The 15,472-nt window shown below is 77.5% G+C and carries 11 protein-coding genes; 2 read left to right on the plus strand and 9 right to left on the minus strand.

The window, feature by feature from the left end:
- Positions 1-51 precede the first annotated feature (51 nt).
- The 5 genes from PH190_RS29375 to PH190_RS29395 all read right to left on the minus strand — a co-directional run bounded on the left by PH190_RS29375 (position 52) and on the right by PH190_RS29395 (position 11,755).
- A complete protein-coding gene (locus PH190_RS29375; RefSeq protein WP_274235091.1) occupies positions 52-2,565 on the minus strand; it encodes a winged helix-turn-helix domain-containing protein in 2,514 nt (837 codons plus the stop codon).
- Between the two features lie 80 nt (positions 2,566-2,645).
- Positions 2,646-5,360, minus strand: a complete 2,715-nt coding sequence (locus tag PH190_RS29380) for a winged helix-turn-helix domain-containing protein (RefSeq protein WP_274235092.1) — start codon at positions 5,358-5,360, stop codon at positions 2,646-2,648.
- A 4-nt stretch (positions 5,361-5,364) separates the two neighbouring features.
- On the minus strand, positions 5,365-6,609 hold the full coding sequence (locus PH190_RS29385) for an MFS transporter (RefSeq protein WP_274235093.1): 1,245 nt from the start codon (positions 6,607-6,609) through the stop codon (positions 5,365-5,367).
- The gene (locus PH190_RS29390; protein ID WP_274235094.1) at positions 6,606-9,182 is read right to left on the minus strand and encodes a LuxR family transcriptional regulator; all 2,577 of its coding nucleotides are present in this window, start codon (positions 9,180-9,182) and stop codon (positions 6,606-6,608) included. The genes PH190_RS29385 and PH190_RS29390 overlap by 4 nt, the downstream gene beginning before the upstream one ends.
- Before the next feature lie 203 nt (positions 9,183-9,385).
- On the minus strand, positions 9,386-11,755 hold the full coding sequence (locus tag PH190_RS29395; protein WP_274235095.1) for an arylsulfatase: 2,370 nt from the start codon (positions 11,753-11,755) through the stop codon (positions 9,386-9,388).
- Positions 11,756-11,959: 204 nt separating this feature from the next.
- Between PH190_RS29395 and PH190_RS29400 the strand changes: the two genes are divergently transcribed.
- Complete coding sequence (locus tag PH190_RS29400) at positions 11,960-12,166, plus strand: hypothetical protein (protein ID WP_274235096.1); 207 nt, start codon at positions 11,960-11,962, stop codon at positions 12,164-12,166.
- 5 nt (positions 12,167-12,171) lie between these two features.
- Here the strand turns inward: PH190_RS29400 and PH190_RS29405 are convergent, their stop codons facing one another.
- The 4 genes from PH190_RS29405 to PH190_RS29420 all read right to left on the minus strand — a co-directional run bounded on the left by PH190_RS29405 (position 12,172) and on the right by PH190_RS29420 (position 13,816).
- The gene (locus tag PH190_RS29405; RefSeq protein WP_274235097.1) at positions 12,172-12,444 is read right to left on the minus strand and encodes a DUF3040 domain-containing protein; all 273 of its coding nucleotides are present in this window, start codon (positions 12,442-12,444) and stop codon (positions 12,172-12,174) included.
- Positions 12,444-12,707, minus strand: a complete 264-nt coding sequence (locus PH190_RS29410) for a hypothetical protein (protein WP_274235098.1) — start codon at positions 12,705-12,707, stop codon at positions 12,444-12,446. The genes PH190_RS29405 and PH190_RS29410 overlap by 1 nt, the downstream gene beginning before the upstream one ends.
- 27 nt (positions 12,708-12,734) lie before the next feature.
- A complete protein-coding gene (locus tag PH190_RS29415; RefSeq protein WP_274235099.1) occupies positions 12,735-13,268 on the minus strand; it encodes a potassium channel family protein in 534 nt (177 codons plus the stop codon).
- 86 nt (positions 13,269-13,354) lie between these two features.
- The gene (locus tag PH190_RS29420; RefSeq protein ID WP_274235100.1) at positions 13,355-13,816 is read right to left on the minus strand and encodes a DUF7144 family membrane protein; all 462 of its coding nucleotides are present in this window, start codon (positions 13,814-13,816) and stop codon (positions 13,355-13,357) included.
- A 148-nt stretch (positions 13,817-13,964) separates the two neighbouring features.
- Between PH190_RS29420 and PH190_RS29425 the strand changes: the two genes are divergently transcribed.
- A complete protein-coding gene (locus tag PH190_RS29425; protein ID WP_274235101.1) occupies positions 13,965-15,470 on the plus strand; it encodes an MFS transporter in 1,506 nt (501 codons plus the stop codon).
- The last annotated feature ends 2 nt before the right edge of the window (positions 15,471-15,472 follow it).

Here is a 15,472-nt window from a genome sequence, read left to right on the forward strand (position 1 = left end):
TGGTCACCACCCCATCACCAGGTGATCAGGACGGCGGGCCCACCCTCACAGTCAGACCAGCAGCCCGCGCTCCCGGGCCTCGGCCACGGCGGCCCGGCGGGTCGACACCCCGAGCTTGGCGTAGATGGAGCGGATCTGGGTCTTCACCGTGTTCACCGAGACGACGAGCTCCTCGGCCATCGTCGGGGCGTCGAGCAGCGAGGGGAGCAGGGCGAGGACGACGAGCTCCCGCTCGGACAGCGGCGGGGCCGGCTCGTCGGTGACCGCGGCGCAGGCGGCGGCGAGCCGGCGGAGGTGCGGGGTCGCCGTGCCCTCGAGGAGCAGGGCCCGGGTCAGCGGGCCGGCGAGGGCGAACGGGCGGACGAGGTCGCGGGTGCGTCCCAGGGCGAGGGCGGCGTCGAGCGCGGCCCGGCCGCCCGCGGGGTCGCCGGCGCGCAGGGCGGCCTCGGACTCGAGGAGGCGGGCCTCGACGAGCACGGTCGCCGGGGACCGCGGCAGGGACGCGACCGCGGCGCGGGCGGCCTCCCAGCGTCCGGTCGCCGCCTCGGTCCACGCGCGCATCAGCGTGTCGGCGTCCGTCGCCTCGCCGACGCGCCCGGCGAGCCACGCGGCGACCTCGCCCGCGGCGCGCAGGTTGCCCAGCCGCAGCGCCGCGCGGTGCTCGAGCAGCGCCAGGGCCTCCGCGAGCGGGGCGGCGAGGGGCGCGGCGCCGAGGTCGGCGCGGGCCGCGCGGGCCGCGGCGAGCCCCGGGCCGCGCCGGCCGAGATCGCCGACCGCGGCACCGTGCACCGCGCGCAGGGCGTACCGGTCGGCCGGGGCGAGCGCGGGGGCGTCGAGGAGGTCCGCGCACCGGTCGGCGGCGCGGGCGGGCTCGCCGCGCAGCAGGTCGGACCAGGCGAGCAGGGCGACGGTGCGCGGGGCCGGGGGGCCCGGAGCGTCCACCACGGCCTCGCCGGGACCGACCACCCCGGCCGCGTCGCCCTCGGCCAGCGCGGCCAGGGCGAGCTCGGCGAGGGCGGCCTGCTCGAGGTGGGAGAAGCCCTCGGCGCGGGCCGTCGCCAGGGCGCGGTGCAGCTCGCCGCGGGCGGTGGCGGCGGTCGCCGCGTCGCCGCCCGGGCCGGCGAGCCGGGCGGTCCCACGGGCGAGGTGCAGGAGGCCGGCGACGCCCGGGTCGTCGGCGGTGACCGCGTCCCCGGGCGTCGGCCGGGCGCCGGCGAGCAGCTCGCTCGCCGCGCGCAGGGCCACGAGATCCCGGTCGGGCGCGGCGGGCCAGGACCGCCGCGCGAGCCGCAGCCGCGCCGCCGCCGGCAGCTCGCGCGCCTCGAGGTGGGCGAGCGCCGCGACCAGCGCCACGCGGGGATCGGCGCGCAGCGCGCCGTCGCCGACCGAGCGCAGCGCCCGGCGCAGGGCGGGCAGCTCACCGCGCAGCAGGAGCGCCACGGCGAGCGGGCCGAGGAGCTCGGTGGTCAGGGACGGATCGCCGGCCCGGTCGGCGTGGTACAGGGCGTGGGCGGGCTCGGCGTGCTCCGCCCACCACCGGGCCGCGATGGCGTGCTGCCGGCGGTGACGGTCCGGGCGCCGGCGGGCGAGGTCGGCGGCCAGGTGCGCGCGCAGCAGGACGTGGAGGCGGTGCTCGCCCGCGGCGACGCGGTCGACCATCCCCAGCCCGTGGGTGAGCTCCTCCAGCCGGCGGGCGACGTCGGCGTGCCCGGACAGCGCCGCCGCCAGGGCGTCCGGCAGGCGGCGGCAGACGCTGAGGTCGTCGAGCAGCGCGCGGTCGTCGGGGTCGAGGCCGGCGAGGATCTCCCCGCCCAGGTAGTCGGCGACCGAGGGCTCGTCGCCGGAGAACCGCACGAGGCCCGGCGCGCCGCCCTCGCGGCGCAGCGCGAGCACCGCGAGCCGCAGCCCCGCGGCCCAGCCGTCGGTGCGCCGGTGCAGGGTGGCGACGTCCTCGCTCGCGAGCGCCACCCCGCTGGCCGCGGCGAGCGCGCCGGCGTCGCCCACGGAGAACCGCAGGCCGTCGGCGCGCAGCTCCCGCAGCCCGTCCTCGAGGCGGAGCCGGGGCAGGCCGACGGCGGGGTCGGAGCGGGCCGCGAGCACCAGGCGCACCCCGGGCGGGTGGTGGCGCACCAGCCGGGCCAGGGCGCGGACGCCGGCCTGCCGGTCGGCGAGCACGTGGACGTCGTCGAGCACCAGGCGCAACGGGACGGGCAGGGCGGCGAGGCCTGCGAGCAGCGCGTCGGCGAGGCTCTCGGCGTCCCCGGTGAGGTGGTGCAGCGGGTCGCCGGCGGGGACGGCGCCGCTGGCGAGCACGGCGGCGTGCACCGCCGACCAGAAGCGGTCCGGGTCGGCGTCGTCCCGGTCCAGGCCCACCCACGCCGTCGGTCCCTCGCCGTGGCGGGCCCACTCGGCCAGCACGGCGGTCTTGCCCGACCCCGCCGGCGCCACCACCGCGACGAGCGTCCCGGGCGCGGCGGCCTCCAGGTGCCGCCACAGCGCGGGGCGCGGCACGTGCCAGGCGGGCAGTGCCGGCACCGCCGTCCTGCTCGCGGGGATGCGGACCATGACCACGGAGGGTGGCGCCGACCCGGGTGAGGCGGCGTCGTCCGCCGGGGATGAGGGCAGGACGGACACGGCGCCACCACTCACAGCAACCCGAGGTCCCGCGCCCGGTGCACCGCCTCCCGCCGCCCGGTCGCGCCGAGCTTGCGGTAGACGGCCCGCTGGTGGGTCTTGACGGTGTTCACCGAGACGTAGAGCTCGGCGGCGATCTCGGGGTTCGACAGCGTGCTCGCGAGGTAGCGCAGCATCGTCGACTCCCGTTCGGTGAGGGGCTCGGCGAGCGGGCGAGGGGCCGCCTCCCGGTCGGTGGGTCGGCCCGCGAGGCGCGCGAGCAGGTCGACCGCGAAGCCGGCCGCGCCGCTGCCCCGGTCGACGCGGCGACGCAGGAGGTCCGCGAGCGCGGGCTCGGCGAGGAAGGGCCGGCGCAGCCCGTGGGGCGCCGCGGTCAGCAGGGCGTCCTCGAGCAGCGCCATGGCCCGCTCCGGCTCGGCGGCCAGGGCGCCGAGCAGGCACGCCTCGGTGCGCACGCGGGGGAGCGCGCTGGTCAGGGTGTCGCCCAGGACGTCGGTGACCGGCTCGTCGAGGTGCCTCCGCAACCGCGCGGCGGCCACCCGGCCGGCGTCGGTGCGCGCCGGCCCCAGCCGGTCGGCGATCGCCCGCGCGGCGTCCGGGGCGCCCGTCCGGGCCAGGAGGTCGGCCTCGGCGAGCGCGCACTGCTCGTCCAGCGGCCGGGGCGGTGTCCAGGAGCCGGCGCGGGCCCGGGCGTCCCGCAGCCGGGACAGCGCCTCCTCGTGGTCGCCGGCGGCGTCGTGGCGGGCGGCGAGGGCCAGCGACCGGGCGAGCTGCACGTGGGGCTCGGGCGCGACCTCCTCGACCGCGGCGAGGCGGGCGAGCCAGACCTCGGCGGCGCCGAGCTCGTCGCGGTCGATCGTCAGCCGGGCCAGCGTGAGGTAGGCGGTCGCGACCTGCGGCATCCGCGTCCAGCCGGCCTCGGTCGCCGTCTCGACGACCGCGCGGGCCCGAAGCTCCGCCTCGTCGAGCTCGCCGCGCTCGCACGCGAGCAGGGCGAGGTGTGCCGCGGCGTTGACCCGGGGGAGCGGGGCCGGTCCGGCGCCCTCGGCGGTGGTGCGCAGGTGACCCTCCGCAGCGGCGAGGTCTCCGGTCCACAGCTCCGCGGTGCCGAGGTTGGCGAGCACGACGACGGGCACGACGGCCGCGTCCCGCACGCCCTGCCGGTCCAGGGTGGCCACGTCGAGGGGCACCGATCGGTAGGCGCGGGCCACGGCGTCGAGGTCGCCCCGCAGGCGGGCGTGGGCGGCGTCGATGAGGGCGAGGTGGACCTCGAGCCGGTCCCGGCGCCCGCCGAGCGCACCCGCGCCCCGCCGGGCGGCCGCGACCAGGGCCTCGATCTGCGTGCCGTCACCGCGCGTGACCCGGGCCCCGGCGAGGGCGGCCGCGAGCTCGGGGCGTTCCAGCAGGACGGGCTCGGGGACCTCGGTGAGGACGCGGGCGACCTCGTCGCCGGAGCCGCGCAGCACGAGCGCGACCAGGTGCGCGCTGACCACCTCGGCGGCCAGCGCCCAGAGCTCCCCGCGCAGCGCCGCGCGCAGGGCCTCGAGCGGCATCTCGTGGTGGCGGAACCACTCGGCGGCGCGACGGTGACGGTCGCGCCGCTCGCGGCGGGGCAGCGGGCGCGCCCGCAGGACGTCGAGGACGAGGCGGTGGAGGCGGTACCAGCGCCCGGGGTGGTCGAGCGCCTGGACGAAGAGGTGCGCGGCGGAGAGCTCGGCGAGCACCGCCTCGCCGTCCGCGCGCCCGGTGATGGCGTCGGCGAGGTCGGCGCAGACGAGGTCGACGACGCTGATCTGCTCGAGGAACGTCACGAGCTCGGCCGGCTGGCGCCCGAGGACCTCGTCGAGCAGGTACGCCGAGACGCTGTGCGCGTCGCCCGAGAACGCGGCGACCGCGGCGTCGACGTCCGGGCGGGTGGCCAGGTCGAGGGCGCCCAGGCGCATCCCGGCCGCCCAGCCGCCGGTGCGCGCGACCATCTCCCGGACGTGCTCGTCGTCGGCCCGCACGCCGAGCTGGGCGAAGAGGGTGGCCGCCTCGTCGTCGCGGAAGGCGAGCTCGTCGGGCCGGATCTCGGCGAGCAGGCCCGCCAGCCGCAGGCGGGTGATCGGCCAGGGCGGGTCGCGACGGCTGGTGGCGACGAGCGCGAGCGACGGCACGGGCCGTTCGACCAGGCTGCGCAGCCCCTGGTGCACCGCCGGCGACGACACCTCGTGGAGGTCGTCGAGCAGGACGACGACCGGGCGCTCCGCCTGCCGCAGGGCGTGGGCGAACGCGCCGGGCAGTTCGTCGGGGTCGGCGAGCCGTCCGCCCCCGCGGCCGTGCATCCGGGCGAGCGCGGCGGCGGTGGCCGGCCCGGCCTGCGCCCCCACCGCGCGGGCGAGCGCGCCCCAGAACCGCGCGGGCTCGTCGTGGTCGGGCCCGAGCGTCACCCACGCCGCTGCCCGCCCCCCGGCCCCGGCGGCGAGCCAGGAGCCCACGAGGAGCGTCTTGCCCCAGCCCGCCGGCCCGACGACGAGGGTGACGGCGGCGGTGGACACCGACCGGTCGAGCAGGGTGTGGAGGCGCGGGCGATCGACGACGTGCGTCGCCACCGGCACGGCGTGCTCGGCCTCGGCCTCGGCCCGGCGCGGGGTGTCGGTGGTCGGGCCGGTGGTCGGGGTCGGCGTCGGGTGCGCCGTCCAGGGCCCGGCGACCACGGGTCCCGACGAGGCGCGGCGGGCGGCCACGGCGCTACGCCCCGATCACCGGGACGGGGTCCGGTGCCGTGGTCACGGCCTCGCGGTCGCCGGCGTAGGTGCGTCCCGCGACCCCGAAGGCCCCGGCGGCGATCACCCCGAGCCCGGCGACGAGCGCGAGCGCGGTCGCGAGCCCGAGCACGCCGGCGAGGGCCCCCGTCAGGACCGGGCCGACGGTCAGCCCGAGCAGGTTCTGGGCGACGACCAGCACGGAGACCGCGGTGGCCCGCGCGCCGGGGTCGGTGACGTCCACGATCGCGGCCGCCGCGGGCCCGATCGCCGCGGTGACCGCCGCCGAGCCCAGCAGGACGAGGACCACCTGGACGGCGCCGGGGTGCACCGCCGCGAACGCCGGCACGAGCAGCGCGGTGGTGGCGACGCCGGCGAGGACCGGGGTCCGCAGCCGCGCGGCGGGGTCCCGGCGGGCGGCGCGGTCGGTGAGCACCCCCGCCCCGGCGGTCCCGGCGACGCCGGCCAGCACGACGACCGCCGCGAGCCCGCCCGCGGCCGCCGGGGCCAGGCCGAGGTCGCGCTCGAGGTGCGTGGGCAGCCACGTGTACAACGCCGACGCGACCACGAGCAGCAGCACCATGCCGGTGACGGCGGCGAGCACGGTCCGGGTGCGGAGGACCCCGGCGACCGTCCCGGCGACCCGCGTGCGCCGCGCCGTCGGGTAGTCGCGCACCCGCAGCACGGCGAGCGCCAGCAGCAGCCCCGGGACGGCGAACACGGCGACCGCCCACCGCCAGCCCCACTGGGCGGCGACCGCGCTGCCCAGCGCCATCCCCACCACGGTGCCGAGCGGTCCGGCCGCCTGGAACAGCCCGAGCACCGACGCGCGGCGCGCCGCCGGGAACACGCCGGCGAGCAGCGCGCCGCCGGCGGGCCCGTAGCCCGCCTCGCCGGCCCCGACCCCGATGCGGGCGGCGAGGAGCGTGCCCGGTCCCGGGGCCAGCGCCGACGCCGCCGACGCCGCGCTCCACACCGTCCCCATGAGCGCGATCGCCCGGACCCGGCTCCACCGGTCCACGAGCGCGGCGACGGGCAGCGCACCCAGCCCCACCGTCAGCGTCACCGCGGACACCAGCGCGCCGAGGGTGGCGTCACCGAGGCCCCACTCCGCCCGCAGGTACGGAAAGGCCGCGACGAGGACCTGGCGGTCGGCGAAGTCGACCAGCATGAGGGCGGCGAGCAGCGCGAGGACGGTCCGGGGTGCGGGGCCCGGGGTCTCGCCGCTCACCCCAGCAGGCCCTGCTCGTGCGCGACGAGCACCGCGTCCCGCCGCGTCGTGACGCCGAGCTTGCCGTACAGCGCCCGCACGTGGGTCTTGATCGTGTTGATCGAGACGTCGAGGTCACCGGCGATCTCGTCGAAGCTCTCCAGCGAGGGCAGGCGCGCCAGGACGTCGTGCTCGCGGCCGCTGAGCGCGATCCCGGCCGGCGACGTCGCGCCCGCCGCCAGCGCCCGCGCGACGAAACCGGCCCGGGGCTCGCCGGTCGCGAGCTCGTCCACCAGCAGGGCGCGCACCCCGCCGTCGGCGTGGACGAAGGGCCGCAGCGCGTCGCGCGGGGCGGCGAGGTCGACGGCGCGCCGGGCGGCGGCGCGGGCGCCGGGGCGGTCGGCCCGCGCGAGCCGGATCCGGGCCTCGAGCAGCCAGGCCTCGACGTCGAGGGCGCCCGGCGTCGCGGGCGCCGGCGGTACGAGCAGGACGGCGATCGCCGTGCGGGCCGCGGCGAAGTCGCCCGCCGCGGCCGCGCCCCACCCGCGCAGGAGGGCCAGGGCGGGGCTCGCCGGGTGGCGACCGGCGAGCCAGGCGGTGACCGCGCCCGCCGCGGTGGGGTGGCCCAGCTCGACGGCGGCCCGGTGCTCGAGCAGTGCCGCGGTGGCGGCGAGCGCCCCCGGGACGGCGGTGCCGCCGAGGGCCGCCCGCGCGGCCTGCAACGCGAGCAGCCCGGCGGTCCGCTCGCCGAGGTCGACCGTGGCACCGGCGCGGGCGCACCGGAACGCGAACGCCACCGTCGGGTCGGGCGAGCGGTCGCCCCCGTCGTCGCCCGCCGCGCCGACCCCCGTGTCGCCGCTCGCGTCGACCGTCGCGCGCGCCGCGCCCGGGTCGGCCCCCAGCAGGGCCGCGTGGGCGGCGACCGCCCGCGCGACCGCCGACCACGGCGCGCTGCCGGGCCCCGACGCGCCGGGCTCGGCGAGCGCCCGCTCCGCCGCCGCGGCGGCCCGAGGAACGTCCCCGGCGGTCCACAGCGCGGCGGCGAGCAGGCACCGGCCGCGGTGCGCGAGCACGTCGAGGCCGTGCCGGTGGGCCAGGGCCAGGCCCATCCCGAGCTCGGTGCGGGCGCGCGACGGGTCGTCGGCGCGCAGGGCGGCCGCACCGCGCCCGATCCGCACGTGGGCCGCCAGCGCGGGCTCGGACGGCACCGGCTCGCGGAGCGTGACGCGCAGCGGGCGCCCGAGGATCCGTTCGGTCGCGGCCCGGAACGCCGCGGCGTCCGGGCCCGGGCGCCGGTCGCGGCGTGCCCGGGCCAGCGCGGCGCGGGCGTGCTCGTGGTCGCCGCGGGCGAGGTGGACGTGGGCCGCGGCGACGGCGAGCCGGGCGTCGACCGTCGGGGCCGACCCCACCGTCGCGGCCAGCGCCTCGTGCTCGCCCCGGCCGGCGAGCCACGGTCCCCAGCGTCCGACGAGGTCGGCGAGCAGCGTCGGATCCCCCGCCCGACCGGCGTGGCGCAGCGCCTCGACCGGCGCGCCCTGCTCCGCCCACCACGCGGCGGCGGCCCTCTCGAGCGCCGCCACCAGTGCCGGACCCCGCCGCCCGAGGTCGGCGACGAGGTGGGAGCGCAGGAGCTCCGGGAGGCGGTAGGGGTCCCCGCGGGCGCCGCTGCCGGCCACCAGGCCGGTGGTGTGCGCGAGGTCGTCGAGCACCTCGGCCGTGTCGTCGCGGCCGGCGAGCCGGGGCGCGAGCCCGGCGGGCACCCGCGGGGCGACACTGATCCGGCGCAGGACCTCCTGCTGCGCCTCGGTGAGCCCCGCGAGGACCTCGTCGACGAGGTAGTCCGCGACCGGGCGCTCGTCGCCGGAGAACCCCGCGAGGAACGCGTCGGGGTCCGGGTGGTCGCGCAGCGACAGCGCGGCCAGTCGCAGACCGGCCACCCAGCCGCCGGTGCGCTCGTGCAGCACCGCGACCTGCGCGGGCGTCAGGTCCGGGCCGCACGCGGCGAGGAGCGCCGCCGACTCCGCGGGCGTGAACGCCAGCTGCTCGGCGCGCAGCTCGGTGACCCGCTCGTCCATCCGCAGGCGCGGCAGCGGGAGCGGGGGGTCGCGCCGGCCCGCCAGGACGAGGCGGAGCCGGTCGCCGGTGTCGCGCAGGAGCATCGCCAGGCCCTGCCGGGAGATCGGGTCCGCGAGGTGGTGGACGTCGTCGAGCACCAGCCGCACCGGCGACGGGAGGGCGGCGATCGCCGCGGTGAGCTCGGCGAGGAACTCGGGGGCCACCGTCGACCGGGACACCACGAGGCGGTGCAGCCGGCTGGACGGCGGGACCGCCGACAGGGCCGCCAGTTCCCCGAGGACCGCGCGCCACAGGTGGCGCGGGTCGCGGTCCTCGGGCTCGAGGCACACCCACGCGGTGGCGCGCCCGTGGTCGTCGCCCACCCACGCGGCCAGCAGCGAGGTCTTGCCCGAGCCCGGCGGCGCGGACAGCACGGTGAGGTCCCGGTCGGCCCCCCGGTCGAGGACGTCCTCCAGCGCCCGGCGTCGGACGTGGCCGGCCGGGAGCGGCGGGGGACCGGTGCGGAGGACGGGGGCCATCTGTTTGACCTCGGTTGCCTGCGGGAAACCCTGGGCCCCGCCACGATAGGATCTGTTCCCGCCATCCGGAATCACTCAACTCCGCGTTCGGCGTGTGCCTCCGGGCGCAGGGGTGCCGACGTTCGGAGCATCCCGCGACGGGACGGAAACGGCCGGTCACGGCAGGTTCGGTTGCCCACGACGGGTCGCGCACCACCGAGTGCCTACTGGCGCGCGATGGCGATGCGCAGCCGCTCCTCGGGGTCGAGGACGTGGTCGTGGTCGTCGTCGCCGACGTCGAGCTGGACCCAGTGGATCCGCCCCGTGAAGCGGCTCGTCGCCGCCGTGTAGTCCGGGCTGACCGGCGTGCCCTCCTCCCGCCCGATGTCGGTGGTCTCGTCGGCGGAGAAGACCATCGGCTGGGTCATCTCGACGCGCCCGGTGCCGGCGGCGGCGCCGTCGACCCACAGCGACACGTCCCCGCCCTTCGCGAGGCCGCCGCCGTCGTAGGCGAACTCGGTGCGGACCTGGTGCACGCCCGGCTCGACCCGCACATCGCCGCGCGTGGTGAAGATCCGGATGCCGAGCACGTTGTAGCAGAACGTCGGCCGCCCCTCGTGCAGGTACACGGCCCACCCCCCGAACCGCCCGCCCTGCGCGATGAGGACGCCCTGCGCCCCGCCGTCGGGGACATCGACCTCCGCGGTCACCGAGAACGAGCGGTTCTTGATGCTGAGCACGCTGTTCTCCGACAGCCGGCCCATCCCGGGGAAGAAGAGCTGCGAGGTGCCCCGGACCAGGGTCGGTCGCCCCGCCATCGAGGGCTCGATCCGCTCGGCGGTCCGGTCGTCGAGCGGGAGCACCCCGTACTTCGTGGCCTCGACGAGCCAGAGCCGCTGCAGGCGGGCGAGGACCTCGGGCTTGTCGGCCGCCAGGTCGCGGGCCTGGCTGTCGTCGCTGTGCCCGTCGTAGAGCTCCCAGACGTCCTCGTCGAACGGGGGCGGCTGGTGGCCCGTCATCAGCCACGGGGTGCGGTGCTTGGTGACCGCGCTCCAGCCGCGGTGGTAGATGCCGCGGTTGCCGAACATCTCGAAGTACTGCAGGTCGTGGCGTTCCGCCGCGTCCGGTTCGGTGAACGTGTCGAGCATGCTCGTGCCCTCCATCGGGGACTGCAGCACGCCGTTCACCGTCGTCGGCTCGGGGATGCCCGCGGCCTCGAGGATCGTCGGGGCGAGATCGATGACGTGGGTGAACTGCGAGCGCAGGCCACCCGGACCGGTGGTGCCGCGGGGCCAGTGCACGATCGTGCCGTTGCGGGTGCCGCCCCAGTGGGAGGCGACCTGCTTGGTCCACTGATAGGGCGTGTTCATCGCCCACGCCCAGCCCACCGCGTAGTGGTTGTAGGACTCGGGCGAGCCGAACTCGTCCATCTTGCTGTGCAGGAACTCGGTGGTCTCGAGGGCGGCCATCCCGTTGAAGTTGGCCATCTCGTTGAACGCGCCCTGCACGGTCCCCTCGGCCGACGCCCCGTTGTCGCCCACGATGTAGTAGACGAGCGTGTCGTCGAGGATCCCCAGGTCCTCGAGGGTGTCGACGAGCCGGCCGACCTGGTGGTCGGTGTGCTCGAGGAAGCCCGCGTAGACCTCCATCTGGCGGGCCAGCACCGGCTTGAGCTCGTCGGGCATGTCCGCCCAGGCCGGGATCTCCTCGTGCCGCGCGGTGAGCCTGGCCTCCGGCGGGACCACCCCGAGGTCCTTCTGCCGGGCAAAGGTGCGCTCGCGCGCGGCGTCCCACCCGTCGTCGAACTCGCCGCGGTAACGGTCGGCCCACGCGCGCGGGACGTGGTGCGGGGCGTGGGTGGCGCCGGGGGCGAAGTAGACGAAGAAGGGCCGGTCCGGGGCCAGGGCCTTCTGCTGGCGCATCCAGGCGGTGGCGCGGTCCGCGAGGTCCTCGGTGAGGTGGTAGCCCTCCTCGGGTGTCCGCGGCGGCTCCACCGGGGTCGTGCCGTCGTAGAGCGAGGGCTCCCACTGGTTGTTCTCGCCGCCGATGAAGCCGTAGAAGGTCTCGAACCCGCCGCCGCCCGTCGGCCACGCGTCGAATGGGCCCACCGGCGACGTCTGCCAGACCGGCACCTCGTGGCATTTGCCGAACTGGGCGGTGGAGTAGCCGTTGAGCTTGAGCGTCATCGCCAGCGGGGCCTTGGTGTTGGGCCGCACGGAGCTGTACCCCGGCGCCGATGTCGCCGTCTCGGTGATGCTGCCCATGCCCACGGAGTGGTGGTTGCGTCCGGTCAGCAGGGCCTGCCGGGTGGGCGCGCAGAGCGCGGTCGTGTGGAAGCGGCGGTAGCGCAGTCCGCGGGCGGCCAGCCGGTCGGCGGTGGGCGTCCGGCAGGGTCCGCCGAAGGTCGACGAGGCCCCGAAACCGACGTCGTCGAGCAGGACGACGACGACGTTCGGCGCGCCGGGCGGAGGGAGCAGCGGTTCGATGGGAGCGAAGGCCGTGTCGGGGTCCTTGGCGTCGTAGGTGGTGAGCCCGGTCGCCGGGCGGTCCGGGATGGGAAGGATGCTCCGGGCGTGGCGATCGGGCGAGCTCATCGTCGGTGTCTCCCGGGGTCTGGAGGGTCCGGCGGGGAGCCGGTGGCCCCCGTCGGTCCTCGACCGTGCTGGGCGCCGCGGCGCCCCGGCTCACCTCGTGGGGATGAACGGGACGGGCCGGTCGCCGGGACCATCCTCGGCGGGTGAGGGCGGGCCCCCGCCCCGTCCGCGAGGCTTCGGTCGCCGCGACGCGGGGAGGACCGCATGACCGATCGACGCTACGAGTTCCGGGTCGACGGCCCGCTGACGGACCCCGCCCGCGAGGCCTTCTGCGACATGGACGTCGAGGAGGTCCGTCCCGGCGCGGTGCTGCGCGGGGTCGTCGTCGACGACGCCCACCTGCACGGCATCCTCGAACAGCTGCGCCTGCTGGGGCTCACCGTCGTCGAGGCGCACCCGCTGGACCGGTAGGACCCTCACGGGCGGCCGCGCCGCGGCAGCCACCACCGGCGCCGGGCGAGGAGCAGGCCCGCCAGGGTGGCGACGAGGAGCGCCTGCCACCCGAGGCCGAGGAAGAGCAGGCCCACCACGAGCAGCGACGCGACGCCCCAGACGACCCAGGCGACCACGGACACCACCCGGCGGCGGCGCGCGTGGCCGTCGCGCAGCAGGGCGGCGAGGTGGGGATCGGAGCGGGCCAGCTGCCGCTCGGTCTCGGCGAGCGACGCACGCTCGGCATCGTCGAGCATCACGCCTCCTGGAGGGTCTCGCCGACCTCCCGGAGGAGCCGGTGGTCGTGGTCGCGGGCGAGGACGTGGCCGGCGCCGATGGCCAGCGCCACCGGCCAGGCCAGGATGTCCACGGCGACGAGGCCGCCGAGGACGACGACGAAGGCGAGCGTGCCGGTCGGCGGCCAGCCCACGGGGCCGAGGAGCGGCACGTCGACGTACCGGCCGGTGGCCGGCGGGTCGGGCGCGGGGGACGCCGGAGGCGTCACGGGGGTCGGGGGCAACGCGATCACTCCTCGCGGTCGGGAGGGTCAGGACGGCGGAGGCCGGGAGCCGTCACGACGGGACCGCCCGCGCCGGACCGCCTCGAGCATCGCGTTGACGAGGAGGCCGAGCACGAGCAGGTCGGCGACCATCTGCACGGTCACCAGGACCCGGGCGGTCGCGCTGACCGGGGTGATGTCGCCGAACCCGACGGTCGCGAACACCGTGACGGTGAAGTACAGGGCGTCGACCCGGGACATCGGCTCGGAGAACGTCCCCGGACGCGCCCCGTCGAGCACCACGTAGGCCGACGCGAAGAGCAGGACGAACAGCGGGATCGCGCTGGCGAACGCCTCGACGGCGCGCAGGGCGGGGTGCACCGCCGTCGTGACCGCCCGGAGCTGCCAGACGATCATCCCGACGAGCGCGGTGAGCCCGACGAGGAACAGCACCAGCGTCCCGTCGTCCTCCCGCGCCCGCAGCGGCAGCGCGAAGTACACCGTCACGAGCAGCACGATCGTGACCGTCGCCCGGGCGAGGACCAGCGCGGTCCGTCGCCACGACGGCGCGTCGGGCTCCACGGCCACACCCCCTCACGGGCCACGACGGGACGAGGCCCGCCCGTCGCCCGGGCGGGCCTCGTCGACGGACCCCGTCGCGCGGTGACTCAGTAGGCGGAGGCCTCGTCCCACGTGACCATCAGCGCGAAGATCACGATGATGTCCAGCACGATGAGGACCAGCGACCAGATCGGGTAGGTGGGCATGTAGGCCAGCTGCACGATCGTGTTGAGCGCGAGCAGGACGATCGCCGTCCCGCGGGCCCAGCCCGGTGCGCTGCCGACGAGGGCCAGACCGGTGGCGAGCACCAGGACGCCGAGCAGGAGGTGCAGCCAGCCCCACGCGGTGAGGTCGAACGCCAGGACGCCCTCACCCGTCAGCGTCACGTAGGTCGGCGAGAACAGCGCGAAGAAGCCCTCGATGATCGCGAATCCGCCGATGATCGTCATCACGACGCCGCCGAAGCGGACCCATCCCGTCCAGGCACCCGAGTCGCGCGGCGCCGTCGTCCCGCTCGCGCGGGGCGTCATCGTCGGTCCCGAGACCGGCGGGGTCTGCTGTTCGGTCATGATCTCCTCCAGGACACGCCACGGATCGTCGTGACGGCACGGTGCTCCCGGTCGCGGCCGCGGACCTCACCCCAGCCGGATGAGACGGACCACGACTCACCCGGACTGGATGAGGCGCCGACCCCGGGCCGCGACCCACCCTCGCCGGATGACCGACACGGAGGCGCCCACCGCGCGCGGGGCGGGCAGCGTGCTGGCGACGAGCTGCCTCTCGACGTTCGTCGTCAACGCCAACACCTCGGCGGTGAGCATCCTGCTGCCCTCGATCAGCGAGGACCTCGCGGCGCCGATCTCGCTGCTCCAGTGGGCGGTGACCGGCTACCTGCTCGTGGGCGCGGCCACCATCGTCACGACGGGCGCGATGGGCGACGTCTTCGGGCGCCGCCTGATGTTCGTCGCGGGGCTGGGGCTCTTCGTGGCCTCCTGCGTGCTCCTCGCCCTGGCGCCCTCGGGCGAGGTGGTCGTGCTCGGGCGCGTGATCCAGGGCGCGTCCGGCGCCGCGATCCTCGCGACGGGGCTGTCGCTGCTGTCGGTCGCCACGTCGGGGCCGGCGCGTCTGCGGGCGGTGACGCTGTGGGGCGCGGCGTCGGCGGCCGGGGCCGCGGCGGGCCCGGTGGTCGGCGGCGTGCTCGCGGAGGCGACGGGCTGGCAGGGCCTGTTCTGGATCGACGCCGCGATCGCCGCGGTGTGCATCCCGTGGGTGCTCGCCGCGGTCCCGGAGTCGCGCGACCCGGACCGTCCCCGCTCGATCGACCTCGCCGGCACCGTGCTCGTGGCCGCGATCCTCGCGCCGCTGGTCTTCGCGGTCACCGAGGGCGGGAACTGGGGCTGGGCCTCGCCCGCGACCCTCGGGTGCTTCGCCGTGTCCGTCGCGGCGACCGTCGGCTTCGTCCTCGTCGAGCGCCGGGTCCCCGCGCCGCTGGTGGACCTCGCGCTCCTGCGCAACATCATGCTCGTCGGCTCGACGGTCGCGATCCTCATCGGCGCCGGGGCGATCGCAGGGATCTCGTTCCTCATCAGCCTCTACTTCCAGGACCCGGCGGCCTTCGGCATGAGCAGCCTGGAGGCGGGCCTCGCGTGCCTGCCGGTCGCCGCGCTCGTCGTCGTGGCCGCGCCGGTGATCACGCCCCTGGCCAACCGCTTCGGCGGCCGCCCCGTCGTGGTGCTCGGCTTCGTCCTGCTCACCGGCGGGTTCGTGGCCCTGGCGTTCGTCGACGCCTCGTGGACCTACCTGGCGTTCCTGCCGGGCCTGCTCGCGGTCGCCGTCGGGCTGAGCTTCTCCAACGGCCCCGCGTCGTCCGCGGCGACGGCGTCCGTGCCCCCGGCCCAGGTGGGCGCGGCGTCGGGCATCTCGAACATGGCCCGCTACGTCGGCGGGGCCGTCGTCACCGCGATCGTGTCGGGGATCTACACCTCGACCGACGCCGCGAAGACCGCCGCCGGCGTCGCCCCGCCCGACGCCCTGGCCACCGCGTTCTCCCGCGCGGTGATCGCTCTCGCGATCGTCAGCGTCCTGGGCATCCCGCTCGCCCGCCGCGCGGGCCGGCGGCCGCGACCGAACGCCGCCGAGCTGGCGGCCGCCGCCGCGTCGACGATCCACACGATCCCGGTGCCGCCGGAGCGGGAGGCGCGTCCCGTGGGCGGCACGGTGTGACG

This window comes from Actinomycetospora straminea, from assembly GCF_028737255.1.
GTDB classification, from domain to species: domain Bacteria; phylum Actinomycetota; class Actinomycetes; order Mycobacteriales; family Pseudonocardiaceae; genus Actinomycetospora; species Actinomycetospora straminea.

Excerpts from the sequence above, each read along its gene's own strand:
- PH190_RS29375 (WP_274235091.1), bottom strand. The coding sequence starts at position 2,565 with ATGGTCCGCATCCCCGCGAGCAGGACGGCGGTGCCGGCACTGCCCGCC.
- PH190_RS29390 (WP_274235094.1), bottom strand. The coding sequence starts at position 9,182 with ATGGCCCCCGTCCTCCGCACCGGTCCCCCGCCGCTCCCGGCCGGCCAC.
- PH190_RS29395 (WP_274235095.1), bottom strand. The coding sequence starts at position 11,755 with ATGAGCTCGCCCGATCGCCACGCCCGGAGCATCCTTCCCATCCCGGAC.
- PH190_RS29400 (WP_274235096.1), top strand. The coding sequence starts at position 11,960 with ATGACCGATCGACGCTACGAGTTCCGGGTCGACGGCCCGCTGACGGAC.
- PH190_RS29405 (WP_274235097.1), bottom strand. The coding sequence starts at position 12,444 with ATGCTCGACGATGCCGAGCGTGCGTCGCTCGCCGAGACCGAGCGGCAG.
- PH190_RS29420 (WP_274235100.1), bottom strand. The coding sequence starts at position 13,816 with ATGACCGAACAGCAGACCCCGCCGGTCTCGGGACCGACGATGACGCCC.
- PH190_RS29425 (WP_274235101.1), top strand. The coding sequence starts at position 13,965 with ATGACCGACACGGAGGCGCCCACCGCGCGCGGGGCGGGCAGCGTGCTG.